Genomic DNA, 23640 nt, shown 5'->3' with positions numbered 1-23640 from the left:
CGCCTCCCCACGACACTCCGTCCCTATTAAAACATTGCAAAACTTTTTATTTCTTACCCTGAGTCCTGGAGAGGATTACCCATGAAAAAATCAACACTCGTTATTGGCGTCATTGGTGCTGACTGCCATGCCGTAGGCAATAAAGTTCTGGACCGCGTTTTTACTGCCCATGATTTTCGCGTAATCAATCTGGGCGTAATGGTAAGCCAGGATGAATATATCGATGCCGCGATCGAAACCGGCGCCGATGCGATTGTCGTCTCTTCCATTTATGGCCACGGCGACATCGACTGCCTGGGTCTGCGCGAGCGCTGCATCGAACGCGGTATCGGCGACATCCTGCTTTATGTCGGCGGCAACCTGGTGGTCGGGAAGCATGATTTCGCAGACGTCGAAGCCAAATTCAAAGAGATGGGCTTCCAGCGCGTCTTTGCCCCAAGCCACGATCTCGAAGATGTGTGTCAGCTGATGGCAGCGGATATCAACAAGCGCCACGGCATTGAAAAGCGTTGTCTGGAAGAGGCCATCTGATGCAAACCGTCTCTGTCGATATCGGCTCGACGTGGACCAAAGCTGCCCTCTTCGCAAAGGAGGGGGATGCGTTAACACTGGTTAACCACGTTCTGACTCCGACGACGACCCATCATCTGGCGGAAGGTTTTTTCGCCAGCCTGAACCAGGTGCTGAACGTTGCCGATGCGCGCCCACTGCTCAACCGGGGTGAAGTGACCCTGAAATACTCCTCGTCCGCGAAAGGCGGTCTTGCCGTCGCCGCAATGGGACTGGTGCCGTCGATCACTCTGGAATCGGCAAAAGTCACGGCGCATTCCGCCGGGGCAAAAATCGCCCAGTACTATTCGTACAAACTGAATCGCCATGATATTCAGGCGCTGGAAGCTTCACCACCGGACATTCTGCTGTTTACCGGCGGCACCGACGGTGGTGAAGAGAGCTACGGCCTGGCCAATGCGCGCGCCCTGGCAGAGTCCAGCCTCGACTGCGCCATTATCTACGCCGGAAACCGCGACATTCAGGATGATGTCCAGGCGATTCTGGGACACAAAGATCTGACCACGGTAGACAACATTCTGCCCGATCTCGATCACCCGAATCCCTTCGCCGCCCGCAAGGCGATTTGTGATGTCTTCCTGTCCCGCATTGTGAAAGGCAAAGGCCTGGATGTGATTGTCGGTGAAACCGGCGAAGAGCCCATGCCAACACCCTGGACGGTGTACGAACTGGTCAAAGCCATCAGCGAAGTCGATAGCGCGTGGAGAGAATTCATGCTCATCGACATGGGCGGCGCGACCACCGACGTCTATTCCGCCAGTGCCAACACCCTCTCGCCCGACACCGTGCTGCACGGTGTCCCGGAGCCCTTTGTTAAGCGCACCGTGGAAGGCGATCTCGGCATGCGCGTCTCCGCCGTGGTGGTAGGCGAAAGCACACAGGAACTGGTGAAGGTGGTATTCGCTCAGCAACCGGCACGCCAGGAGGCCTTCTATGGCTACCTGCGTCATCTGGTGGCGCATCCCGATTATCTGCCGCAGAGCGAGGAAGAGAAATACTTTGATTCTCTGTTAGCCGGACTGTGCGTCGGCTATGCCGCCGAGCGTCACGCTGGCACTAAAAAGCAGGTCTGTACCTGCGTTGGCAATGTCGATTTACAGATGGGGCGCGACCTGACCACCGTGCGCAAAGTGGTTGGCTCGGGCGGCTGGCTCTCCCGCGCCAGTCAGTTTGATATCCATCACTGGCTCAAATATCGCGAACTGGACGACGACGGTAGACGCATTCTTTTACCCACTCAGTTTGAGTACTACCGCGACGCAAAAGGTCTGCTCCCCCTGCTGGCAAACGTTGCCAGACTGGATCCTCAGGCCGCTGCGCGCACCAGCATTCACTGTTTAACCCTATAAAACCTAAGGCAGCGACGAATGGAACTTCGAAATAAAAAATTAACCCATGACGAATTTATGACCGAACGGCATCAGGTGTTGCAGACGTGGCATACCGGCAAAGACGTCGAACATTTTGAAGATGGCGTGAAGTATCAGCAGACCATTCCTGAGAAAAAACGTTTCTCTCATGCCTTGCTGAAGGCGGATCAGGAAGGGAAAACCCTGAGCCAACCGCGTGCCGGTGTGGCGTTGATGGATGAGCATATCGAACTGCTGAAAACCCTGCAGGTTGAGTGTGACCTGCTGCCGAGCACCATCGATGCCTACACCCGTCTGAATCGTTATGAAGAAGCCGCCATTGGGATCCAGAAATCTATCGAAGCCGGGACCTCAAAACTCAACGGACTGCCGGTGGTTAACCACGGTGTGGCGGCCTGTCGTCGGATGACCGAAGCGCTGGAGAAACCGATTCAGGTCCGTCACGGTACGCCGGATGCGCGTCTGTTGGCGGAGATCGCCATGGCCAGCGGCTTCACCAGCTATGAAGGCGGCGGGATCTCCTACAACATTCCTTACGCCAAGCGCGTGACGCTGGAAAAATCGATTCGCGACTGGCAGTACTGCGACCGTCTGATGGGGCTGTATGAAGAACATGGCATTCGCATTAACCGCGAACCATTCGGCCCGTTGACCGGCACGCTGATCCCGCCGTTCATGTCTCACGCAGTGGCGATTATCGAAGGTCTGCTGGCGCTGGAACAGGGCGTGAAGTCGATTACCGTCGGCTACGGCCAGGTCGGTAGCCTCACGCAGGATATCGCAGCGATTCAGTCCCTGCGTGAACTGTCTCATGAATATTTCCAGAACTACGGTTTTGATGATTACGAGCTGAGCACCGTCTTCCACCAGTGGATGGGCGGTTTCCCGGAAGACGAATCCAAAGCATTCGCCATTATCTCCTGGGGCGCAGCGGTCGCCGGTATGTCCGGCGCGACCAAAGTGATCACCAAGAGCCCGCATGAAGCCTTCGGTATTCCGACAGCGGCGGCAAATGCCCAGGGGCTGCGTGCGTCACGTCAGATGCTCAACATGGTCAGTGACCAGAAATTCCCGCCGTGTGCCGCCGTCGAGCAGGAAGTGGAACTGATTAAGAGCGAAGTTCGTGCGGTTCTGAAGAAAGTGTTTGAGCTGGGCAACGGCGATGTTGCGCGCGGCACCGTGCTGGCCTTCGAAGCAGGCGTGCTGGACGTACCTTTCGCTCCTGCCTCCTGTAACGCCGGTAAAATCCTGCCAGTTCGCGATAACGCCGGGGCGATCCGTATTCTGGAAGCCGGCTCCGTTCCGCTGCCGCAGGACATTCTCGCTCTACACCACGATTACGTCGCCGAACGTGCCCATTTCGAAGGACGTAAACCCTCATTCCAGATGGTTGTTGATGACATCAACGCTGTATCCCACAGTCAATTAATAGGAAGACCATAATGAAAATTAAACAGGCGCTTTTCACCGCTGGCTACTCCTCATTCTATTTTGATGACCAGCAGGCGATCAAAAATGGCGCAGGTCATGACGGGTTCATTTATACCGGTGCGCCGGTTACCCCGGGCTTTACCTCTGTCCGCCAGGCTGGCGAGTGCGTTTCCGTACAACTGATTCTGGAAAACGGCGCCGTCGCGGTGGGTGATTGCGCCGCAGTGCAGTACTCCGGTGCCGGCGGCCGCGATCCGCTGTTCCTGGCTGAACATTTTATTCCGTTCCTCAACGATCATATTAAGCCGCTGCTGGAAGGCCGCGATGTGGATGCGTTCCTGCCGAACGCCCGTTTCTTCGACAAACTGCGCATCGACGGTAATTTGCTGCATACCGCCGTTCGTTACGGTCTGTCGCAGGCGCTGCTTGACGCCACCGCGCTGGCCTCAGGTCGTCTGAAAACCGAAGTGGTGTGTGACGAATGGCAACTGCCGTGCGTACCAGAAGCCATTCCTTTATTTGGTCAGAGCGGCGACGACCGCTACATCGCCGTCGACAAGATGATCCTCAAAGGCGTTGACGTCCTGCCGCACGCGCTGATCAACAACGTTGAAGAGAAGCTCGGTTTTAAAGGCGAAAAACTGCGTGAGTACGTGCGCTGGTTGTCCGACCGTATTCTCAGCCTGCGCACCAGCCCACGCTATCACCCGACGCTGCATATCGACGTGTATGGCACCATCGGTCTGATCTTCGACATGGACCCGGTGCGCTGCGCCGAGTATATCGCCAGCCTCGAAAAAGAAGCGCAGGGTCTGCCGCTGTACATTGAAGGCCCGGTCGATGCAGGCAACAAACCGGATCAGATCCGCATGCTGACCGCGATCACCAAAGAGCTGACCCGTCTGGGTTCCGGCGTGAAAATTGTCGCCGACGAATGGTGCAACACCTATCAGGACATCGTGGACTTCACCGATGCCGGTAGTTGCCACATGGTGCAGATCAAAACCCCGGATCTCGGCGGCATTCACAACATCGTTGACGCGGTGCTGTACTGCAACAAGCACGGGATGGAAGCCTACCAGGGCGGCACCTGCAACGAAACCGAAATCAGCGCCCGCACCTGCGTCCACGTGGCTCTTGCCGCCCGTCCAATGCGTATGCTGATCAAGCCGGGTATGGGCTTCGATGAAGGTCTCAATATCGTATTTAACGAAATGAACCGCACCATCGCGCTGTTGCAGACTAAGGATTAAGAGATGGCACGCACATTTAAGATCTTATCGCCGACGGCTATCCTGGGCTATGGCTTCCCGGAAGAGAGCTTTCGTAAAGCCATGGAAGAGTCACCGGATCTGATCGCGGTTGACGCAGGCTCCTCCGATCCCGGCCCCCACTACCTGGGGGCGGGTAAACCGTTTACCGATCGGGCCGGAGTGAAACGCGATCTGCGCTATATGATCACGGCGGGCGTTAAGAACAACATTCCGGTGGTGATCGGCACCGCCGGGGGATCCGGTGCTGCACCGCACCTTGAGTGGTGTCGGCAGATTATCCTGGAGATCGCACAGGAAGAAAAACTGTCCTTCTCCATGGCGCTGATCCCATCGGATGTCAATAAAGAGGTGGTTCACCAGGCGCTGGATAACGGCAAAATCACCGCGCTGGACTTTGTTCCGGCACTGACCCACGAGGCGATCGAAGAGAGCACCTACATCGTGGCGCAGATGGGGATCGAACCGTTCCAGCGGGCGCTGGAAGCCGGTGCGCAGGTGGTGCTGGGCGGGCGGGCTTATGATCCGGCCTGCTTCGCGGCGCTGCCGATTATGCAGGGCTTTGATGAAGGTCTGGCGCTGCACTGTGGCAAGATCCTGGAATGTGCGGCCATTGCCGCCACCCCAGGTTCCGGTTCTGACTGCGCAATGGGGATTATCGACGACAACGGCTTTACGCTGAAGACGTTCAACCCGAAACGCAAGTTCACCGAAACGTCGGCGGCGGCACATACCCTGTATGAGAAATCCGATCCGTACTTCCTGCCAGGCCCGGGCGGCGTGCTGAACCTGAAAGGGTGCAGTTTCAAAGCGGTAAACGATGGCGAAGTGTACGTCAGCGGTTCACGTCATGAAGCAACGCCGTATGCGCTGAAACTGGAAGGCGCGCGTCAGGTGGGCTTCCGTTGCCTGACCATCGCCGGTACCCGCGATCCGATCATGATTGCCAGCATCGACACCATTCTCGAAGAAGTTCAGGCCAGCGTCGCCCGCAACCTCTCGCTGAATGATGACAGCATCCGCATGACGTTCCACCTGTACGGCAAGAACGGCGTGATGGGTAACCATGAACCGGTGCAAACCGCCGGGCATGAGCTGGGCATTTTGCTGGACGTGGTCGCGCCGACGCAGGATATCGCCAACAGCGTCTGTTCGCTGGTGCGATCTACTCTGTTGCACTACGGCTACGAAAACCGGATCGCCACGGCAGGCAACCTCGCCTTCCCGTTCTCGCCATCCGACATTCAAAGCGGGCCGGTGTATGAGTTCTCAATCTATCACCTGATCGAAGCCAGCGACGCCCTGCGTTTTGACTTCCATATCGAACAGGTGACGCCAGAAGGAGTTCAGGCATGAAACACGCTATTTGCACCCTGGCGCAGGTGATTCGTTCTAAAAACGCCGGACCGTATGAACTGGTGTTAGATATTTTATTTAAAACGCGCGAAGACTATCAGCGGGTAAAACGTTCTGAGCAATTAACCCCGCAGTTAATTGCCCGCTTATATAACGTTGAACCTGATTTTATTCATCGCATCGTCTGGTTTGACCCGGCGAATGCCGTAAAAATCGTGATGCCTCGCGATATTATTTCCGGCAACGTTGGTGACAATGATGTTTATGGCGCGCAGCAGCATGCGCCGTTATTAAGTATTGAGTTCGATCTGTAACCAATAAAATACAACAACGTCCATTGGCGTACAGGATTTCGCTGTATCACTGTATTCCAGATAATTCATGCGGTTGGTCATAACCTGCGTGCGTCTAAGCTGCTGTCCTGGCTCTGGCGCACGCGACCCTACAACACTTCACAGACCAGCCTAGATCCGATGGAGTAAACATGAAGAAAATAAGTCTAACAAAAATGATCATATTAGGCCTGATACTCGGCATGATTGCCGGGGTGGCTATTAATAATATGGCATCGGCTGATACAGCAAAATCGTATGCGCAGGATATCTCTATTTTCACCACCATATTCTTACGTATGGTGAAAATGATTATCGCGCCGTTGGTTATTTCAACCCTGGTTGTCGGCATCGCGAAAATGGGCGATGCGAAAACGCTGGGGCGTATATTTTCAAAAACTTTTTTCCTGTTTATTTGCGCCTCACTGCTGTCGATTGCGCTGGGTCTGGTGATCGTCAACCTGTTCCAGCCAGGCGCGGGCATTAACTTTGTTGCCCATGACGCCGGGGCCGTGGCGGCCGTTCAGTCTGAACCGTTCACGCTGAAAGTGTTTATTTCTCACGCCGTACCGACCAGTATCGTTGACGCCATGGCGCGTAACGAAATCCTGCAAATCGTTGTGTTCTCAATCTTTCTCGGCTGTAGCCTGGCGGCGATTGGTGAGAAAGCCGAACCGATCGTGAAGGTGCTCGACTCTCTGGTTCACGTCATGCTGAAACTGACGGGTTACGTCATGCTGTTCGCCCCGTTAACGGTATTCGCCGCTATCTCCGGGCTTATCGCTGAACGCGGGCTGGGCGTGATGGTGAGCGCCGGGATCTTCATGGGTGAGTTCTACCTGACGCTGGGTATGCTGTGGGCGATCCTCATCGGCCTGTCAACGATGATTGTCGGTCCGTGCATCGGTCGCCTGACGAAAGCGATCCTCGAACCGGCACTACTGGCATTTACCACGTCCAGCTCGGAAGCCGCGTTCCCGGGTACTCTGGATAAGCTGGAGAAATTCGGCGTCTCGTCCAAGATTGCCAGTTTCGTACTGCCTATCGGTTACTCCTTCAACCTCGTGGGTTCAATGGCCTACTGCTCGTTTGCCACCGTCTTTATCGCGCAGGCGTGCAACATTGAGCTGAGCATGGGCGAGCAAATCACCATGCTGCTGATCCTGATGTTGACTTCTAAAGGTATGGCAGGCGTACCGCGTGCCTCGATGGTGGTCATTGCCGCTACCCTCAACCAGTTCAACATTCCGGAAGCCGGTCTGATCCTGCTGATGGGCGTCGATCCGTTCCTCGACATGGGCCGTTCTGCAACCAACGTGATGAGTAACGCCATGGGCGCCGCGATTGTCAGTCGCTGGGAAGGCGAACATTTCGGTTCCGGCTGCCGGGGTACTGCGCCGGTCAAAACGCCAGAACAGGAGCGTCCTGCCACTGAGCCGTCAGAAGTGGTGATGTCCTGATGATATAAGGTTGCCGGATAAGCACTCGCCCCTTCCGGCAACATGCCAATCACACCAACAAGGTTGCACCATGAACGTAAAATTCTTCGGCGCGAGCATGTTAACCGCCAGCCTGTTTTTTAGCGCCGCCGCGCTGGCGCAAACGGCGCCGGATTACGCCGCATTGATAGAACAGGCACACCAGAAATACAAAAGTAACAACGACGGCAAAGTCGCCGACTACATCCCTGCCCTTGCCACTTACAGCCCCAACAACTTCGCCATTACCCTCGCTACCGTTGACGGCAAAATTTACCAGGCAGGAGACATCAACAAAGCATTCCCGATGGAATCGCTGAGCAAAGTCTTCACCCTCGCGCTGGCGATGGAACAGCACGGGCCACAGGAGGTGCTGGATAAACTCGGCGCTAATGCCACCGGCCTGCCCTTTAATTCCGGTCTCGCGGTCGAACTCACGAAGGGCGCACCGGAGAATCCGCTGGTCAATGCAGGTGCCATGAGTACCGTCAGCCTGATTGACGCCAAAGACAAAACCGACCGCTGGAACAAAATCCTCACCAACCTGAACGCCTGGGCCGACGCCACGCTCACGGTCAATGAACCGGTATTCAGATCGGAAATGGAGACCAACCAGCACAATCAGGCGCTGGCGCAACTGATGGCATCGTACAACAGCTTCTACGGCGATACGCAGGAGGCCGTAGAGATTTACACCCGCCAGTGTTCAGTAGACGTCACCGTTGAGCAGCTTGCCAAAATGGGTGCCGTGCTGGCCAACAAGGGTAAATCGCCGTTCAACGGCAAACAGTTGCTCAATGAGCGCTATGTACCGCAGGTGCTGGCTGAAATGGCCATCGCCGGTCTCTATGACGGCAGCGGAAAATGGCTGTACACCGTCGGTATTCCGGCGAAAAGCGGCGTCGGCGGGGGCATGGTCGCGGTGGTACCGGGACAGTACGCCATTGCCGTTTACTCACCGCCGCTGGACAGCGCCGGGAACAGCGTGCGCGCCCAGCAGACTATTGAATATGTTGCCCATGCAACACAGGCCAATCTCTTTATGGCGCATTAAGTGGATGCCGGATGGCGCTCATGCGCATCCGGCCTACGAATCAGGCATTTTTGTAGGTCGGATACGGCGCGACGCCGCCCTCCGGCGATATCAACCTTAACGTGAGAAGTAACATGTCTAAACCCTTTGTCTGGCAAGAACTCTTTGTACAAAGCAAAGAGAGTACGGAATACGAATTACTGAGCAATCAGCATGTTACGGTGACAGAGTTAGATGGCGAAGAGGTCATCAAAGTGGCGCCGGAAGCATTAACGCTGCTGGCGCAACAGGCATTCTATGAAGCATCGTTCTTCCTGCGCTCCGGACATTTAAAGCAGATCGCCAGCATCCTGCACGATCCGCAGGCCAGCAGTAACGACAAATATGTCGCCCTGCAGCTGTTACGTAATGCGGAAGTGTCGGCGAAAGGCGTGCTGCCGAACTGCCAGGATACAGGTACGGCGACAGTGGTCGCCAGCAAAGGCCAACAGATATGGACCGGCGGCGATGACGCCGAAGCGCTCAGCAAAGGGATTTACACCACCTTTAAAGAAAATAACCTGCGCTATTCGCAAAACGCCCCACTGGATATGTATACCGAGGTGAATACCGGCACCAACCTGCCGGCGCAGATCGATATCAGCGCCACACCGGGTAACGAATACCGCTTCTTGTTTGTCAATAAGGGCGGCGGCTCAGCCAACAAGGCGGCGCTGTTCCAGGAGACCAAATCGATCCTGCAACCGGAAAAGCTCACCGCATTCCTGATCGAGAAGATGAAATCACTGGGCACCGCAGCCTGCCCGCCGTATCACATCGCTTTTGTCGTCGGCGGTCTCTCCGCAGATCAGGCGCTCAAGGTCGCCAAACTGGCCTCAACCAAGTATTACGACAACCTGCCCACCAGCGGTAATGAGCTGGGTCAGGCGTTTCGTGACACGGCGCTGGAATCCGCGCTGCTCAATGCCAGCCGCGAATTTGGCATTGGCGCGCAGTTTGGCGGTAAATATTTCGCCCATGATATTCGCGTAATTCGTCTGCCGCGCCACGGCGGCTCCTGCCCGATCGCGATGGCGCTCTCCTGCTCCGCCGATCGCAATATCAAAGCGAAGATCAACAAACACGGGATCTGGCTGGAAAAACTCGAGCATAACCCAGGTAAATTTATCCCTGAATCCAGCCGCATCGAGAACAGCGCACAGAGCGTAAACCTGGATCTGAACCGTCCGCTGCGCGAGATCCTGCATGATTTATCCGCCCTGCCAGTCGGCACGCGGCTTTCGCTAAACGGCCCGATCGTCGTCGCCCGCGACATCGTGCATGCCAAACTCAAAGAGCGCCTGGACAACGGCGAAGCGATGCCAGCGTACATGAAAGATCACATTGTCTACTATGCCGGCCCGGCTAAAACGCCGGATCAGATGGCCTGTGGTTCGCTCGGGCCAACCACCGGCGGGCGCATGGACGGCTATGTCGACGCTTTCCAGGCCGCTGGCGGTAGCCTGATCATGCTGTCCAAAGGCAACCGCAGTGCGCAAGTCACCGAGGCTTGCCATAAACACGGCGGATTCAACCTCGGCAGCATCGGTGGCGCCGCCGCCTTGCTGGCGCAGCAATACGTGAAAAGCCTGCGCTGCCTCGAATATCCCGAACTGGGAATGGAAGCGGTCTGGATGATGGAAGTTGAAAACCTGCCTGCCTTCGTGCTGGTAGACGACAAAGGAAACAACTTCTTCAGTCAGTTTGAACAACAGCATCGTTGTGCATCCTGCCCGGCAGGACATTAAGGAGCGTTTATGCAAGCGCGAGCCAATGGCGACCGTCATCGCCAGCGTCAGCAAAAGCTGAAAGAACAGGTGGAAATCCGTGTGGCCGCCGCCACGGAACAAAAAGGGATTTTGATCGTATTTACCGGAAATGGAAAAGGGAAATCCACGGCCGCCTTTGGCACTGCCACCCGTGCGGTGGGTCATGGTAAAACCGTTGGCGTCGCGCAGTTTATCAAAGGCCAGTGGGATAATGGCGAATACAACACCCTGCATCCGCTGGGGGTTGAGTTTCACATTATGGGTACCGGGTTTACCTGGGAAACGCAAAACCGCGAGGCGGATATCGCGGCGGCGCAGGCTGTCTGGACAGAGAGCAAGCGCATGCTGGCCGATGCGCATTACGATCTGGTGGTCCTGGATGAACTTACATACATGCTGGCGTATCACTACCTGGATACTGACGAGGTGATTGCCGCCATTCGGGAGCGTCCGGCGCAGCAGAGTGTGATTGTGACCGGGCGAGGGTGTCACGCGCAGTTACTGGAGCTTGCCGATACGGTGAGCGAACTGCGCCCGGTCAAGCATGCGTTTGACAGCGGTATTCAGGCTCAGGCAGGAATTGACTGGTAGTTACGTCGTTGCCGGATGGCGCATGCGCTTATCCGGCTTCCCGTTTACCCGTCATCCGCCGTCAGCGTTCCAGGTGAGATACCACCGATTTTTGTAACAGCCAGTCGCGGAAAACCTGTAAATGACGGGATTCCGCTTTTTCTTCCCGCCAGGTCATGATGAAACGATTACCCGTGCGCATGGGCACATCGCAAGGGATCACCATGTCACCGTTGTCCAGATCGTGCTGGATCGCAAAACGTGGGAGCAGCGCAACCCCCAAATTCGATCGCACCGCGGCGATCAGCATCGACAGCAGATCAAAACGCGGGCCTTTGTTGACCAGTGGGCTACTGACATCCGACAGGGCGAACCACTCCTGCCAGCCGTTAATTCGCGTACTTTGATGCAACAAGGGAAACTCATTGAGCAACTCTTCAACCGCCAGTTTCTGGTTGGGCTGCGACAGCAAACTGCCGCTACAAACCGGGAGGATTTCCTCTTCGAACAGATACTCCACTTCTGACCACGGCGAACAGAAGTCTTCACGCATAATGGCCGCATCATATTCACGGTTGAGGAAATCGCCCATGTTCGCCAGCGAGTGAATATTAACGATAATATCGGGGTTAAGTTTGTTGAATTCACGCAGATTGGGGATCAGCCAGTGGGTGCTGAAGGTCGGGTTGACCGCCAGTTCAATGACTTCGACCGTGGGCTGCCAGGTCATAATGGTATTCGTATCACGCTCAAGTTTATTTAGCGTTTCTTTAACAATGCTCAAATAATGCTTCCCGGCCTCGTTTAAAAAAATCCGCTTTTTGGCATGATTAAATAATGCAGTATGCAGAAAATCCTCAAGTGCATTCACCTGGCGAAATACAGCACTTTGCGTTAATGCTAACTCCTCCGCCGCACGCGTATAACTTTCATGACGTGCCACCACTTCAAACGTCACCAGTAATTCAGTCTTTGGTATCTTTCCTCTCATAACGTCTTCCATATGCCGCGTACAAAAATAGTTTAATTTATAAAAAATAAATGCAACCGACTCCCGATTGGCCTGAGAGTTATATTTTATTTCCTACCTGGATGTCATTGATCCACTCCATGGTTTATTCACACAGGGGGCGAACAAATAATAACCAATAATACGCAAGACTGGCCATAAACACAATTTAATTAAGGTTATTTTGCGACAAATAGCGCCAATAAGTTCTTAATAATTTTTCAAGATAACTTGTTTATCGGAGAAAAAACTTTGCGGGTTTAATCAATATTATTTACTTATTATTTCAGGAGAATTCAGTTCACTCAACGATAAGCAAACGATGACGTTTTTTTATCTGCTTTTACTATTTTTACCGTTTTTCCCGACAATAATTAAGGACGACATATGAAAAATTCCGGAAAAGTCTGGCTGGTTGGTGCAGGTCCTGGTGATATCAGCTTACTGACCCTTAAAGCCCTGCAGTGTATTCAACAGGCTGATGTCATCATTTACGATCGGCTGGTCAATCCTAAAATGCTTGAGTGGTGCTCAGCGAGCTGTACCTGCATCAACGTTGGCAAAAGTCCGGGCTATCATAGTGTTCCTCAGGAGGAGATCAATGCCCTGCTTATCCAGCATGCGCGAACACAGCGGAACGTTGTGCGCCTGAAAGGCGGCGATCCTTACGTGTTTGGCCGCGGTGCCGAAGAGGTGGAATGTCTGGTCGAAGAAGGCATTGCTTTCGAAGTGGTGCCGGGGATCAGTTCCGCCATTGGCGGGCTGGCCTGCGCCGGGATCCCGGTGACCCACCGCGACCTGGCATCCGGTTTTCATGTCGTGACAGGACATACCCGCGAAGGTAATCAGCAGCAGGACTGGCGGCAGTTGGCGAAGCTCAACGGCACGCTGGTGATTGTTATGGGGATCGCTAACCTGCCGTTTATTTGTGAAGAACTGCTGATGGGAGGCAAATCACCGGCCACACCCGCGGCGATTGTGATGTCGGCTACCCGGGACAATCAGCGGCGCTTAACTTGTACGCTCGGTACATTACTCACGAAAGCACAGGAAGCGAATATTGTGCCACCGGCACTGATTGTGGTTGGCGATGTTGTCCGTTTGAGCGACCGACTCTCTTTTATTCCCGAGGTGATGGAACGCGCCTACAGCGAGAGGTGTTCATGACGGAATGACTGCGGAGACGTCTGGTGAGCCGCCCGGAACACCCGACAAAAATAGCTGGTCTGCGCATACTGAAGTTTCCGGGCGATGCTGTCGATAGAGTTCTTCGGATCGCGCAGCAACTCACTCGCCCGCTGCATTTTTTTCTGGCTCACCCAGGTTTTAAAATTCACTCCCTGCCGTTTCTTAAAGAAACGGCTAAAGTAGTTGGCGCTTAAACAGACATGCGCGGCCACCGACTCCAGCGTCAGTTCCTCGTATAAGTGTTCATCAATATAGCGCAGTGCAGCGACCAGTTTCTTTTCGTGGCGAGAAAGTTCCATTGCCGACAGACGCAGGTCGCTCAACTGCACATCAGCGGTATCCACCGTTTTACGCTGAACCGGACTGAGATTGTTAATAATAAAGCTGAGCAGGTTTGCCGCTGCCACCAGATGATTATTTTCAACAATCGCGACCTGATTCCAGGCTGATTTAATTTTAGGATCGGAAGCCCACTGCCGATCGTCATCAATGACAATAGTTTTATATTCCGGATACTTTGCGCGCACCTGACCGCAAATAATAAATCCCAGCAGATGCCCCTGACGAATTAATGGCATAGAGAAAAAACTCAACCCCGCATGACAGCAGAGTATTCTGATTTTTTCTTCTTTTAACCCTTCAAAAGCGCAATATTTATCACATTTCTGACACGTTTTTTGGTATTGCGGATTGGCGCGCAGTAATGAACAGAACGAATTAAAATTATGACAGGCAGAGATTTCCCGACCATTAATGTCTACCACCACGGCGGCGAGCCCGGTCGCCTTAGAAAATACCTCTGCCAGTGAGTAAAAAGTGTGTAAGACATCGTCCTGAATATGCTGAGGCACGTTACGCTCCGTCAGTGGTCTGGATAACGTCGCTACTATGCTTAATTTGTCCAGGTGAAAAAATGACCCTGACCGCAAAAAATAATCTCATTTAATCAGGTGATTATGATCAAATTGCAAGAGCGCCCCCCGCGCTCCTCAACACCAGTCCACCGACTGCTGTGACAACTTTTCCCAAAGATTAACGAATCTTCACATCTTCCTGTGAGTTTCATTTCAACATCAACCATCATTTTATTTATTATTTTCAATTAGTTATATAAATAACATACAATTTTATGATGTGCTTATTTGTGAGAATCATCATGTGAATGTGAAACGCCCTCCTGAATAATAGGCTCAATGACAAGATAATCTGAACGGAGTGGATGTATGCCCGTCACGACAGGTGTTATCGCCGACGACTTTACTGGCGCAACGGATATCGCAAGTTTTATGGCTGAGCAAGGCTGGAGGGTCGCGCTGCTGCCCGGAATGCCAGACGCCGCGCAGCCGTGGAATGAAGAGGTCGACGCGATTGTCATCTCGCTGAAAAGCCGTTCTCTACCGGCTGACCAGGCCATCGATCAATCATTACGCTGCTGGCAATGGCTGCACCACACGGCAGGTGCGCGGCAAATTTACTTTAAATATTGCTCCACCTTTGATTCCACCCCCGCCGGGAATATCGGTCCGGTCAGCGATGCGCTGATAGAAGCGATGCACGCGCCGTACATCGTTCACTGCCCAGCCCTGCCACAAAACGGACGGACGGTGATTCACGGTCATTTGTTTGTGAATGGCGTATTACTGAATGAATCCGGCATGGAGAAACATCCGCTCAACCCGATGACCGATGCGAACCTGATTCGCCTGCTCACGGCGCAAACTGCCAGCGCTGTCGGGCGCATTGACCTCAGCACGATTCAGAAAGGTGTGGAAGCGGTCACTCACGCGCTGGAACGCTGCCAGTCTGAAGGTGTACGTCACGTGATCGTGGATACCTTCAGCGAAGCCGATCTGCAGACCCTCGCTCAGGCCTTACGTCATACACCGTTGCTGGCGGGCGGTTCCGGCCTGGGTGGTGCACTGGCCGCTTGCGCCGCACCACAGCGTAGGCGGGAAGCGGTACATCCCTTCCCGCAGCCGGCAAAAACGGTGGTGTTTTCCGGAAGTTGTTCCGCCATGAGTAACCGCCAGGTGAATCGCTATAAAGCACAGGCCGCTTCCCTTCTACTCGACGTGGCGCGCTGCCTGACAGACGCAGAGCGTTACAGCGACGAGCTGTCGCGGTGGACAATGACTCATGTCGATGACGCGCTCGCTCCATTGATTTACGCCACCCAGCCGCCGGAAGCGCTGAAACGCATTCAACAGGAGTACGGCGAGCAGCGCGCCAGCCGGGCGATTGAGCATACCTTTGCCAGACTGACGGCCAAATTGCAGGCCGCAGGCGTAAACAGTTTTATCGTCGCCGGTGGCGAAACGTCCGGCACCGTAGTGGAGGCGTTACAGGTGACGCGACTGACGGTCGGCAAAGCCATCGCGCCCGGCGTGCCGTGGGTGTTCTCCGCCGAGCCGCCGCTCGCGCTGGCGCTGAAGTCAGGCAACTTCGGTGACGAAGACTTCTTTTTCACCGCGCAGGAGTCTGCATGATGAGTCAGCTTAACGAACAACAACTCCGCGAACAGCTGGTGCACTACGGTCGTTCTCTGTTTATGCGCGGCTTCAGCAGCGGTGGTTCGGGCAACCTGAGCGTAAAACTGCCGGACGGCGGCTATCTGGTCACGCCGACCAACTCCTGTCTGGGCGAGCTGGACGCCGCAACGCTCAGTAAACTGGATGCCAGCGGGGTTCACCTCAGTGGCGATAAACCGTCGAAAGAAGTGCCCATGCACCTGGCCTGGTATCGTCATCGTCCGGCCTGCGGCGCGGTGGTTCATCTGCATTCGCCATGGCTGACCGCCCTTTCCTGTCTGCCATGCAGCACACCGGAAAACTGTCTGCCGCCGTTAACGCCGTACTACGTAATGCGCGTCGGGCAGTTGCCTCTGTTGCCCTATTTCAAACCCGGTCATGAGGGGATTGCCAGCGCACTCAGCGAGATTGCGGCGGACCATACTGCCGCGCTCCTGGCAAATCACGGCCCGGTAGTCAGTGGTCGCTCACTTCGTGAGGCGGTGTTTAATGCCGAAGAGCTGGAAGACAGCGCCCGCATCTGGCTGACCTTAAAACCACTCGGCTACGTGCCGCTAACGGCGGAAGCAGTAGCTGAACTCGAACAATCCCGGCGAGCATGAGGTGAGAGGATGATCCCCGAACAACGACGTGATTTTATCTACCGCTACGTGCATGAAAAAAACGTCGCCTCGTTTAATGAGCTGGCGGATCTGATGAGCGTGTCGCACATGACCGTGCGCCGCGATATTCAGTTGCTGGAAGAAGAAGGCAAAGTCATCTCGATCAATGGCGGGGTGAAACTCAACAATCTGCTGAAATCGGAGCTGCCGTGGCGGGAAAAGGCCGAGCTGCATCATGACGTGAAGCGACGGATGGGGCAACTAGCCGCGATGTTGATAGAACCAGGGCAAACGCTGTATCTCGATGCGGGAACGTCGTTGTTTGAAGTGGCGAAAGCCGTCGCCGCCAGCCACTGCTTCAACCTGACGGTGGTGACGAACGATTTTTCCATCAGCCACTACCTGATGGATATGCCGCACATCACGCTGTATCACACCGGCGGACTGGTGGATCAGCGCAACCGCTCATGCCTTGGGAAAAGCGCCGCCAGTTTTCTGCGCACGATCAATATAGACGTGGCGTTTCTCAGTTCGTCCTCGTGGGATACCGAACGTGGAATGTCGACCCCCAGCGAAGGCAAAGCCTCGGTGAAAGAGGCCGTGCTCACCGTCTCCCGCCGTCGGGTGCTGGTCTGCGACAGCAGTAAATTTGGCAAATACGGGATGTTCCACATCTGCTCGCTGGATCAACTGACCGACATTATTTCGGATAACCGGTTACCCGACGTAGCGCAGGACACCATTGCCAGCCAGGGCGTGAAACTGCACCTGGTGGATTGCCGGGAGGGAACGCATCATGCTGAAGTTAGCGGCTAACCTTGACTGGCTGTTTTGCGAACGTCCCATTGCGGAGCGCTTTCAGGCCGCAAAGGCGGCGGGTTTTCACGGCGTTGAAGGGCTGTTTCTCTGGCAGCATCCGCTGGATGTGCTGCTGGCGGCGCAACGGGAAACCGGTCTGCCGGTGGCGCTGATGAATGCGCCAGCGGGTCACTGGCAGGCCGGTGAACGCGGACTGGCCTCCCTGCCAGGCTGTGACGAGGAGTATCATCGCAGTCTGCTGATTGCCCGCGATTACGCCACGGCACTGGGCTGTCGCAAGGTGCACGTCATGGCCGGATTGCGCGTGGCCGGACTTTCCGCTAACGCCCAGTATGAGCAATTAACCGACCGACTGCGTATCGCCTGTGACGTCATGGTTGGGGCCGATATCGACGTGTTGATTGAACCGTTAAACCCGGACGATATGCCTGGTTATTTTGTTGATAGCTTTCCACTGGCTGAACGTCTTATTCGCGAAGTGAACAGAAAAAATATCGGCTTACAGTTTGATATTTACCACTGCCAAAAAATACACGGTAATGTTACACATCTTATTCAACATTATTTACCGATCATTAAACACTTTCAGATTGCTTCTGTACCCGGCCGCCATGAACCGGGAACGGGAGAATTAAATGAAACATGGCTTTTTGAATTTATTAAGCAGACAGGTTATCAGGGCTGGATAGGTTGTGAATATAAACCGTCAACACCAGGGCCCGAATCGTTACGCTGGATGACACCGTACTTATAATTTTAATATCTCTGTACCGGAAAACCGGAGGAACACATGTCGGATACTGTTATTATTTCGCTGGCACCCGTTGCCGCGGATTGCCCCAGAGTTATACCCGAAGAACTGGCGCAGGAAATACTGGCCAGCGTCGAACAGGGTGCAGCCATCGTGCATTTACACGTTCGCGATAAACAAGGTCGTCTGACGTCGGACACCACCGATTTTCAGGCGACAATTGACCACGTCATGCGCCATTCCGACCTGATTATTCAGGCCTCAACCGGTGGCGTCTCCACCATGTCGATTGCCGAGCGCTGCGCGCCTCTGGACTGTCCCGGCGTCGAAATGGCGTCGCTGAACGTCGGCTCTGTTAACCTCGGCGATGCCGTGTACGTCAATCCCGGACCGGACGTTGAATATTGTTCGCAACAAATAACCCAACGTTCCATTATTCCTGAATTTGAAGTTTTCGAAATTGGCATGATTAATAACATTCTGGCGCTGGAAGAAAAAATATCGTTCAAGAAACCGATGTTATTCAATATTGTCCTCGGACACCGTGGAAGTTCACCCGCGACGGTTGATGCGTTAATTGCCTTGCGCAGTATGATCCCTCGCGACGCCTTATGGGGAATTACCCATTTTGGCCGCAAGAATTTCGATATTATTGCGGCAGCGGTCGGCATGGGTGCCAGTGAAGTGAGAATTGGTTTTGAAGATAGCTATTATTTAAGCGCCGAAGAGAAAGCTCAGCATAATTATCAGCAGGTTGCCAAACTCGCCACGCTTATTCGCAGTATGGATAAAAAGGTCGCCACGCCGGATATTGCGCGGCAAATGTTAGCTATTCCACCACGGCAGTAATAGCGAGAGAAAGGACATTTCACCATGACTATCACAACCGTTATTCACAAAACCGGACTGGGCGTCTGCATCGCCGGTGGCGTCCTGGCGGCAATTGGCGCCCTGATGCAGTCTCCCGCCCTCTGGCAGCCGGGGCTGGTGATGCTGACGACAGGCTTCGCGGCAGGTGCTGGCTACTGGACAAATCTTCGCAGCTACCAGTTTACCCTGTGGATCATTGCCGGCTTTGTCGCGGCGATGACCTGGTCAACCGATCTAATCGTCTGGGGCGGATTCAACATCACCCATAAATGGATCGTCTTTTTGGTGATCCAGGCGACCATGTTCAGTATGGGCACCAAACTCACGATTCAGGACTTTATCGACGTCGCTAAAATGCCCTGGGCGGTGTTTATCGGCACCTTCTGTCATTTCGTCATCATGCCTCTGCTCGGCCTGAGCATCACGCTGATCTTTGACTTTCCGCCGGAAGTGGCGGTAGGCATTCTGCTGATTGGTTCCTGTCCCAGTGGGCTCTCCTCCACCGTCATGGTGTATATCGCCAACGCCAACCTGGCGCTGGCGGTCTCGATCGCCGCCGTCTCGACGCTGGCGGCGACGGTCATGACCCCGCTGTGGGTGAATCTGCTGGCGGGTTCAATGATCGACATCCAGCTCACGGCGATGGTGATGGACGTCGTGAAAATCGTGTTGATCCCGATTGGCGCGGCGATTTTACATGACTACCTGAAAACCTATGCCGGCGTGCAGGGGCGTCGTACCGTGCAAACGCTGGCCGGGATCAGCGCCATCTGGCTGCTGTATATGCTTACCGGCGGCTGGGACACGCTGTTTGGTAGCGCCAGCGCCGACGCGCAAATGTATGCGGTGGTGCTGAACTTTGTGGCTGGCGGGATCATCTGGGCGCTGTTCTATAACTGGCTGTATGGACGCGTGGCCGGCGTTAAGAAGATCATGCCGACCATTTCGATGATGGGCATCATTTTCTTCACCACTACGGCAGCGGCAGCCGGGCGCGACAACCTGGTTCAGGTCGGCTTCCTGCTCTGCTTCGCCATGCTGATACACAACCTCGGCGGCTTCATGATTGGCTATCTGATGAGCCGCTGGATCTTCCGCATGGATGTTCAGTCCGCCCGGACGGTAGCCTTCGAAGTCGGACTGCAAAACGGCGGGATGGCATCAGGTCTTGCCGCCGCGATGGGAAAACTGGCCACCGTTGGTCTCGCCTCTGCGGTCATGACGCCGCTTGGCAACGTCAGCGGCTCGCTGCTGGCTAACTACTGGCGCAAAAAGGATGCCCGACAGGCGCAGGCCCAGAGCGAGAGTTCGCCTGCTCAGCCGGTATCAGAACCTCTGTCAAAAGGATAACTCACCATGATGACTTTAACCCTGCAACAGGCACGACGTGCGGTAGACTGCGCGCTCGATCTCGCCGACACCCGTTATGCGCAACGTCCGCTCAGCGTGGCGGTGTGCGACGCTCACGGCGAGTTACTGAGCTTTGCCCGTATGGATAACGCCAAACTGTTGACCATTGAGCTGACGCAGCGCAAAGCACGCACCAGCAGCCGTTTAGGTTGCACCACTCTGGCGTTTTTGCAACGTCTGCAAAATGAGTCACTGGATATCAGCTACTTTGCTGACCCACGTTTTACCGCGCTGCCCGGTGGCGTACCGATTCTACACAACGGTAAATGCCTAGGGGCCGTTGCGGTTGGTGGACTGTCCGCCCAGGAAGATCACGATGCGGCTATGGCCGTTGCCGAATGTTTGCTCAAGGAGTTCGCAGAATGAAAAAGATCGCTATGCTTCACACCAGTTCCGCCACGCTCGCCATGATGCAGCAACTGATCGGCGACATCATGCCAGAAGCGGACGTGATGCACCTGGTCGAAGAGTCGATGATTAAGCAGGTGATGAAGGCCGGAGGCGTGACGCCGAACATTGCGGCACGCATTGCCGACTACGTCCACATAGCCGAAAAAGCGGATTGCGAGATCTTCATCACCGCCTGTTCGTCCATTGGCACGGCGGTTGAACAGTGTCAGTTTATGACACCGCTGCAGCTTGCCCGTATCGACTGCGCGATGGTGGAACAAGCCATTAGCCTGGGTGAGAACATTGCCGTGCTGGCCACCGTCGCCACCACGATGAAACCGACGCTGGAGTATGTGCAACGCAAAGTACAGGCCAGTGGTAAGCAATGTACCGTGACGCCGATATTGATGGAAGAGGCCTTCCATGCTCTGCTGGCGGGCGATATGGAAACCCACGATCGCATCGTCAGCGAAGGATTGCACAGCGCGTATAAACAGGCTGATGTGGTTATGCTGGCGCAAGCGTCGATGGCGCGCGTTCTGCAGCAGCTTCCGTCGCCGCCCGTCCCGGTGATGACCTCTCCGGAAAGCGGCATCCGCTGGCTGAAAACGCTGGCGGAAAGCGCATAACCTGGCAAGTCAACACTCCCCCCTAGGCCGGATAAGCGCCAGCGCCATCCGGCAAACAGACAGGCAAAAAAAAAGGCCATCATCAGATGGCCAACCATGTCGAAAATGGACCAGCCCTTTCCCCTGCATCACGGGTAAATGCAGGGGTTGGGCTGTTTTATTGCTTTTACTTAATGACGGCTTTCAGCGCTTCGCCGATATCGGCCAGGCTGCGAACGGTTTTCACACCAGCGGCTTCCAGAGCAGCGAATTTCTCATCCGCAGTCCCTTTACCACCGGCGATAATGGCGCCTGCGTGACCCATACGTTTGCCTTTCGGCGCGGTCACACCGGCAATGTAGCCAACAACCGGTTTGGTCACGTGATCTTTGATATAGGCCGCCGCTTCTTCTTCCGCGCTACCGCCGATCTCACCGATCATCACGATCGCTTCGGTCTGCGGATCTTCCTGGAACAGTTTCAGGATGTCGATGAAGTTAGAGCCAGGGATCGGGTCGCCACCGATGCCCACACAGGTGGACTGGCCGAAACCGTAGTCGGTGGTCTGCTTAACCGCTTCATAGGTCAGCGTACCGGAACGCGAGACGATACCTACTTTACCCGGCTTATGAATGTGACCAGGCATGATGCCGATTTTGCATTCGCCCGGGGTGATAACACCCGGACAGTTCGGGCCGATCATGCGTACACCGGCTTCATCCAGCTTCACCTTCACGGTCAGCATATCCAGCGTCGGGATGCCTTCGGTGATAGTGATGATGAGCTTAATGCCTGCGTCGATGGCTTCCAGAATGGAGTCTTTGCAGAACGGTGCCGGCACGTAGATAACCGACGCGGTGGCGCCCGTCGCTTCTACGGCTTCACGCACGGTGTTAAATACCGGCAGGCCCAGGTGCGTGGTGCCGCCTTTGCCTGGCGTTACGCCGCCAACCATCTGCGTACCGTAGGCAATTGCCTGTTCGGAGTGGAATGTCCCCTGGCTACCGGTGAAGCCCTGGCAGATAACCTTGGTATCTTTATTAATTAAAACTGACATTATTTCCCCTCCACTGCGGCAACAACCTGCTGAGCTGCATCCGTCAGACTTTTCGCTGCAATAATATTCAGGCCGCTGTCAGCCAGTTTCTTCGCGCCGAGTTCGGCGTTGTTGCCTTCAAGACGAACCACCACCGGAACGTTAACACCCACTTCCGCTACCGCGCCGATAATGCCGTCAGCGATCAGGTCGCAACGCACGATACCACCGAAGATGTTAACCAGAACCGCTTTAACGTTGTCGTCAGAGAGGATAATTTTGAACGCTTCGGTGACGCGCTCTTTGGTGGCGCCGCCGCCCACGTCAAGGAAGTTAGCCGGTTCGCCGCCGTGCAGTTTCACGATGTCCATGGTGCCCATCGCCAGACCTGCGCCGTTAACCATGCAGCCGATGTTGCCATCCAGCGCGACGTAGTTCAGTTCCCACTGTGCTGCCTGCGCTTCACGCGGGTCTTCCTGAGACTGATCGCGCATTTCGCGCAGATCCGGCTGGCGGAACAGCGCGTTGCCGTCAGCGCCCAGTTTGCCGTCGAGGCAGATCAGGTCACCCTGTTTGGTGATAACCAGCGGGTTGATTTCGATCAGCGCCAGGTCGCGCTCAAGGAAAATGGTCGCCAGGCCCATGAAGATCTTAGTAAACTGCTGAACCAGTTTGCCTTCCAGACCCAGTTTGAACGCCAGCTCGCGTCCCTGATACGGCATTGGACCGGTCAGCGGATCAAGCGCCACTTTGTGGATCAGGTGCGGGGTTTCTTCCGCCACTTTTTCAATTTCAACGCCGCCTTCGGTGGAGGCCATGAAGACCACACGACGGGAGCTACGGTCAACGACCGCACCCAGATACAGCTCTTTATCAATATCGGTCGCCGCTTCAACCAGAATCTGGTTGACCGGTTGACCGTTGGCGTCTGTTTGATAGGTCACCAGACGTTTGCCCAGCCAGTGCTCAGCAAACGCGCGAATCTCTTCTTTGCTTTTTACAACTTTCACACCGCCCGCTTTACCGCGGCCACCTGCGTGAACCTGACATTTTACTACCCACGGACCCGCACCGATTTTCGATGCCGCTTCTTCAGCTTCACGCGGAGTAGTACAGGCATAACCCACCGGCGCCGGTAAGCCATAGCGGGCAAAAAGTTGTTTTGCCTGATATTCATGTAAGTTCATGTGTTCTGTCCATCCTTCAGGTA

Annotated in this window: 23 protein-coding genes; 19 read left to right on the top strand and 4 right to left on the bottom strand. The window is 54.9% G+C overall.

All coding sequences use genetic code 11. The annotated features are described in order from the left end of the window. Positions 1–81: 81 nt before the first annotated feature. The 10 genes from glmS (at position 82) to cobO (ending at position 11240) form a co-directional block, all read left to right on the top strand. The gene (gene glmS, locus C2U53_RS17255; protein ID WP_043001347.1) at positions 82–531 is read left to right on the top strand and encodes a methylaspartate mutase subunit S; all 450 of its coding nucleotides are present in this window, start codon (positions 82–84) and stop codon (positions 529–531) included. Beyond that, positions 531–1919, top strand: coding sequence for a methylaspartate mutase accessory protein GlmL (glmL, locus tag C2U53_RS17250; RefSeq protein WP_043001348.1), 1389 nt, complete (start codon positions 531–533; stop codon positions 1917–1919). The genes glmS and glmL overlap by 1 nt, the downstream gene beginning before the upstream one ends. Before the next feature lie 18 nt (positions 1920–1937). Then, the gene (locus C2U53_RS17245) at positions 1938–3383 is read left to right on the top strand and encodes a methylaspartate mutase subunit E (protein ID WP_043001349.1); all 1446 of its coding nucleotides are present in this window, start codon (positions 1938–1940) and stop codon (positions 3381–3383) included. Beyond that, on the top strand, positions 3383–4624 hold the full coding sequence (locus C2U53_RS17240) for a methylaspartate ammonia-lyase (protein WP_043001350.1): 1242 nt from the start codon (positions 3383–3385) through the stop codon (positions 4622–4624). Before C2U53_RS17245 ends, C2U53_RS17240 begins: the two co-directional genes overlap by 1 nt. Positions 4625–4627: 3 nt before the next feature. After that, positions 4628–5998: an acyclic terpene utilization AtuA family protein gene (locus C2U53_RS17235; protein WP_044256532.1), complete on the top strand. Its 1371-nt coding sequence runs from the start codon at positions 4628–4630 to the stop codon at positions 5996–5998. Next, entirely contained in the window at positions 5995–6312 is a 318-nt protein-coding gene (locus C2U53_RS17230) for a DUF4387 domain-containing protein (RefSeq protein WP_042320615.1), read from the top strand. The genes C2U53_RS17235 and C2U53_RS17230 overlap by 4 nt, the downstream gene beginning before the upstream one ends. A gap of 170 nt (positions 6313–6482) precedes the next feature. Then, the gene (locus C2U53_RS17225) at positions 6483–7790 is read left to right on the top strand and encodes a dicarboxylate/amino acid:cation symporter (protein WP_043001352.1); all 1308 of its coding nucleotides are present in this window, start codon (positions 6483–6485) and stop codon (positions 7788–7790) included. Positions 7791–7860: 70 nt separating this feature from the next. Next, complete coding sequence (gene glsA / locus C2U53_RS17220; RefSeq protein ID WP_044256534.1) at positions 7861–8862, top strand: glutaminase A; 1002 nt, start codon at positions 7861–7863, stop codon at positions 8860–8862. Between the two features lie 113 nt (positions 8863–8975). After that, entirely contained in the window at positions 8976–10628 is a 1653-nt protein-coding gene (locus tag C2U53_RS17215; protein WP_043001354.1) for a class I fumarate hydratase, read from the top strand. A gap of 9 nt (positions 10629–10637) precedes the next feature. Then, entirely contained in the window at positions 10638–11240 is a 603-nt protein-coding gene (cobO, locus tag C2U53_RS17210) for a cob(I)yrinic acid a,c-diamide adenosyltransferase (RefSeq protein ID WP_043001355.1), read from the top strand. A 61-nt stretch (positions 11241–11301) separates the two neighbouring features. Here the strand turns inward: cobO and C2U53_RS17205 are convergent, their stop codons facing one another. After that, a complete protein-coding gene (locus C2U53_RS17205; protein WP_043001356.1) occupies positions 11302–12210 on the bottom strand; it encodes a LysR family transcriptional regulator in 909 nt (302 codons plus the stop codon). A 405-nt stretch (positions 12211–12615) separates the two neighbouring features. Between C2U53_RS17205 and cobA the strand changes: the two genes are divergently transcribed. Continuing rightward, complete coding sequence (gene cobA / locus C2U53_RS17200) at positions 12616–13395, top strand: uroporphyrinogen-III C-methyltransferase (protein ID WP_043001357.1); 780 nt, start codon at positions 12616–12618, stop codon at positions 13393–13395. On the opposite strand, the gene C2U53_RS17195 is transcribed toward cobA, so the two are convergent. Further along, positions 13374–14267 carry a PocR ligand-binding domain-containing protein gene (locus C2U53_RS17195; protein WP_054176155.1) on the bottom strand — a complete coding sequence of 298 codons (894 nt, stop codon included), beginning with the start codon at positions 14265–14267 and terminating at the stop codon, positions 13374–13376. The genes cobA and C2U53_RS17195 overlap by 22 nt on opposite strands. Before the next feature lie 372 nt (positions 14268–14639). Here C2U53_RS17195 and otnK point away from each other — a divergent pair, with 372 nt between their 5' ends. Genes otnK through C2U53_RS17155 form a run of 8 tightly spaced genes read left to right on the top strand, consistent with a single transcriptional unit; the run spans position 14640 to position 21415 of the window. Next, entirely contained in the window at positions 14640–15902 is a 1263-nt protein-coding gene (gene otnK, locus C2U53_RS17190) for a 3-oxo-tetronate kinase (RefSeq protein WP_044266323.1), read from the top strand. Beyond that, the gene (locus C2U53_RS17185) at positions 15902–16546 is read left to right on the top strand and encodes an aldolase (protein WP_054176183.1); all 645 of its coding nucleotides are present in this window, start codon (positions 15902–15904) and stop codon (positions 16544–16546) included. Before otnK ends, C2U53_RS17185 begins: the two co-directional genes overlap by 1 nt. 9 nt (positions 16547–16555) lie before the next feature. Further along, positions 16556–17362, top strand: a complete 807-nt coding sequence (locus C2U53_RS17180) for a DeoR/GlpR family DNA-binding transcription regulator (protein ID WP_042285318.1) — start codon at positions 16556–16558, stop codon at positions 17360–17362. Continuing rightward, positions 17343–18119, top strand: coding sequence for a hydroxypyruvate isomerase family protein (locus C2U53_RS17175; protein ID WP_044256547.1), 777 nt, complete (start codon positions 17343–17345; stop codon positions 18117–18119). Before C2U53_RS17180 ends, C2U53_RS17175 begins: the two co-directional genes overlap by 20 nt. A 36-nt stretch (positions 18120–18155) precedes the next feature. Further along, the gene (locus C2U53_RS17170; protein WP_043001361.1) at positions 18156–18965 is read left to right on the top strand and encodes a 3-keto-5-aminohexanoate cleavage protein; all 810 of its coding nucleotides are present in this window, start codon (positions 18156–18158) and stop codon (positions 18963–18965) included. A gap of 24 nt (positions 18966–18989) precedes the next feature. Further along, complete coding sequence (locus C2U53_RS17165; protein ID WP_104446153.1) at positions 18990–20336, top strand: bile acid:sodium symporter family protein; 1347 nt, start codon at positions 18990–18992, stop codon at positions 20334–20336. Positions 20337–20342: 6 nt separating this feature from the next. Continuing rightward, positions 20343–20762, top strand: a complete 420-nt coding sequence (locus C2U53_RS17160; RefSeq protein ID WP_104446152.1) for a heme-binding protein — start codon at positions 20343–20345, stop codon at positions 20760–20762. Further along, positions 20759–21415 (top strand): aspartate/glutamate racemase family protein, encoded by a 657-nt coding sequence (locus C2U53_RS17155; RefSeq protein ID WP_044266333.1) that lies wholly within the window; start codon positions 20759–20761, stop codon positions 21413–21415. Before C2U53_RS17160 ends, C2U53_RS17155 begins: the two co-directional genes overlap by 4 nt. A 166-nt stretch (positions 21416–21581) precedes the next feature. Here C2U53_RS17155 and sucD read toward each other — a convergent pair whose 3' ends face one another. Together sucD and sucC are read right to left on the bottom strand one after the other, a co-directional pair. Further along, entirely contained in the window at positions 21582–22451 is an 870-nt protein-coding gene (gene sucD, locus C2U53_RS17150) for a succinate--CoA ligase subunit alpha (RefSeq protein ID WP_043001365.1), read from the bottom strand. After that, complete coding sequence (gene sucC, locus C2U53_RS17145) at positions 22451–23617, bottom strand: ADP-forming succinate--CoA ligase subunit beta (protein ID WP_042320639.1); 1167 nt, start codon at positions 23615–23617, stop codon at positions 22451–22453. The genes sucD and sucC overlap by 1 nt, the downstream gene beginning before the upstream one ends. Positions 23618–23640 lie beyond the last annotated feature (23 nt).

Origin of the sequence: Citrobacter sp. CFNIH10 (assembly GCF_002934585.1) — a bacterium.
In the GTDB taxonomy this organism is placed as follows: domain Bacteria; phylum Pseudomonadota; class Gammaproteobacteria; order Enterobacterales; family Enterobacteriaceae; genus Citrobacter_A; species Citrobacter_A amalonaticus.
This window is presented reverse-complemented; position numbering and strand designations above follow the sequence as displayed.

What these genes read in the sequence shown, in the direction of transcription:
- glmS (WP_043001347.1), top strand. Translation starts at nt 82, where the DNA reads ATGAAAAAATCAACACTCGTTATTGGCGTCATTGGTGCTGACTGCCAT.
- otnK (WP_044266323.1), top strand. Translation starts at nt 14,640, where the DNA reads ATGCCCGTCACGACAGGTGTTATCGCCGACGACTTTACTGGCGCAACG.
- C2U53_RS17245 (WP_043001349.1), top strand. Translation starts at nt 1,938, where the DNA reads ATGGAACTTCGAAATAAAAAATTAACCCATGACGAATTTATGACCGAA.
- C2U53_RS17240 (WP_043001350.1), top strand. Translation starts at nt 3,383, where the DNA reads ATGAAAATTAAACAGGCGCTTTTCACCGCTGGCTACTCCTCATTCTAT.
- C2U53_RS17235 (WP_044256532.1), top strand. Translation starts at nt 4,628, where the DNA reads ATGGCACGCACATTTAAGATCTTATCGCCGACGGCTATCCTGGGCTAT.
- C2U53_RS17205 (WP_043001356.1), bottom strand. Translation starts at nt 12,210, where the DNA reads ATGAGAGGAAAGATACCAAAGACTGAATTACTGGTGACGTTTGAAGTG.
- C2U53_RS17180 (WP_042285318.1), top strand. Translation starts at nt 16,556, where the DNA reads ATGATCCCCGAACAACGACGTGATTTTATCTACCGCTACGTGCATGAA.
- C2U53_RS17215 (WP_043001354.1), top strand. Translation starts at nt 8,976, where the DNA reads ATGTCTAAACCCTTTGTCTGGCAAGAACTCTTTGTACAAAGCAAAGAG.
- glsA (WP_044256534.1), top strand. Translation starts at nt 7,861, where the DNA reads ATGAACGTAAAATTCTTCGGCGCGAGCATGTTAACCGCCAGCCTGTTT.
- C2U53_RS17225 (WP_043001352.1), top strand. Translation starts at nt 6,483, where the DNA reads ATGAAGAAAATAAGTCTAACAAAAATGATCATATTAGGCCTGATACTC.
- C2U53_RS17165 (WP_104446153.1), top strand. Translation starts at nt 18,990, where the DNA reads ATGACTATCACAACCGTTATTCACAAAACCGGACTGGGCGTCTGCATC.
- C2U53_RS17185 (WP_054176183.1), top strand. Translation starts at nt 15,902, where the DNA reads ATGAGTCAGCTTAACGAACAACAACTCCGCGAACAGCTGGTGCACTAC.
- C2U53_RS17230 (WP_042320615.1), top strand. Translation starts at nt 5,995, where the DNA reads ATGAAACACGCTATTTGCACCCTGGCGCAGGTGATTCGTTCTAAAAAC.
- C2U53_RS17175 (WP_044256547.1), top strand. Translation starts at nt 17,343, where the DNA reads ATGCTGAAGTTAGCGGCTAACCTTGACTGGCTGTTTTGCGAACGTCCC.
- glmL (WP_043001348.1), top strand. Translation starts at nt 531, where the DNA reads ATGCAAACCGTCTCTGTCGATATCGGCTCGACGTGGACCAAAGCTGCC.
- C2U53_RS17170 (WP_043001361.1), top strand. Translation starts at nt 18,156, where the DNA reads ATGTCGGATACTGTTATTATTTCGCTGGCACCCGTTGCCGCGGATTGC.
- C2U53_RS17160 (WP_104446152.1), top strand. Translation starts at nt 20,343, where the DNA reads ATGATGACTTTAACCCTGCAACAGGCACGACGTGCGGTAGACTGCGCG.
- cobA (WP_043001357.1), top strand. Translation starts at nt 12,616, where the DNA reads ATGAAAAATTCCGGAAAAGTCTGGCTGGTTGGTGCAGGTCCTGGTGAT.
- C2U53_RS17155 (WP_044266333.1), top strand. Translation starts at nt 20,759, where the DNA reads ATGAAAAAGATCGCTATGCTTCACACCAGTTCCGCCACGCTCGCCATG.
- sucC (WP_042320639.1), bottom strand. Translation starts at nt 23,617, where the DNA reads ATGAACTTACATGAATATCAGGCAAAACAACTTTTTGCCCGCTATGGC.
- cobO (WP_043001355.1), top strand. Translation starts at nt 10,638, where the DNA reads ATGCAAGCGCGAGCCAATGGCGACCGTCATCGCCAGCGTCAGCAAAAG.
- sucD (WP_043001365.1), bottom strand. Translation starts at nt 22,451, where the DNA reads ATGTCAGTTTTAATTAATAAAGATACCAAGGTTATCTGCCAGGGCTTC.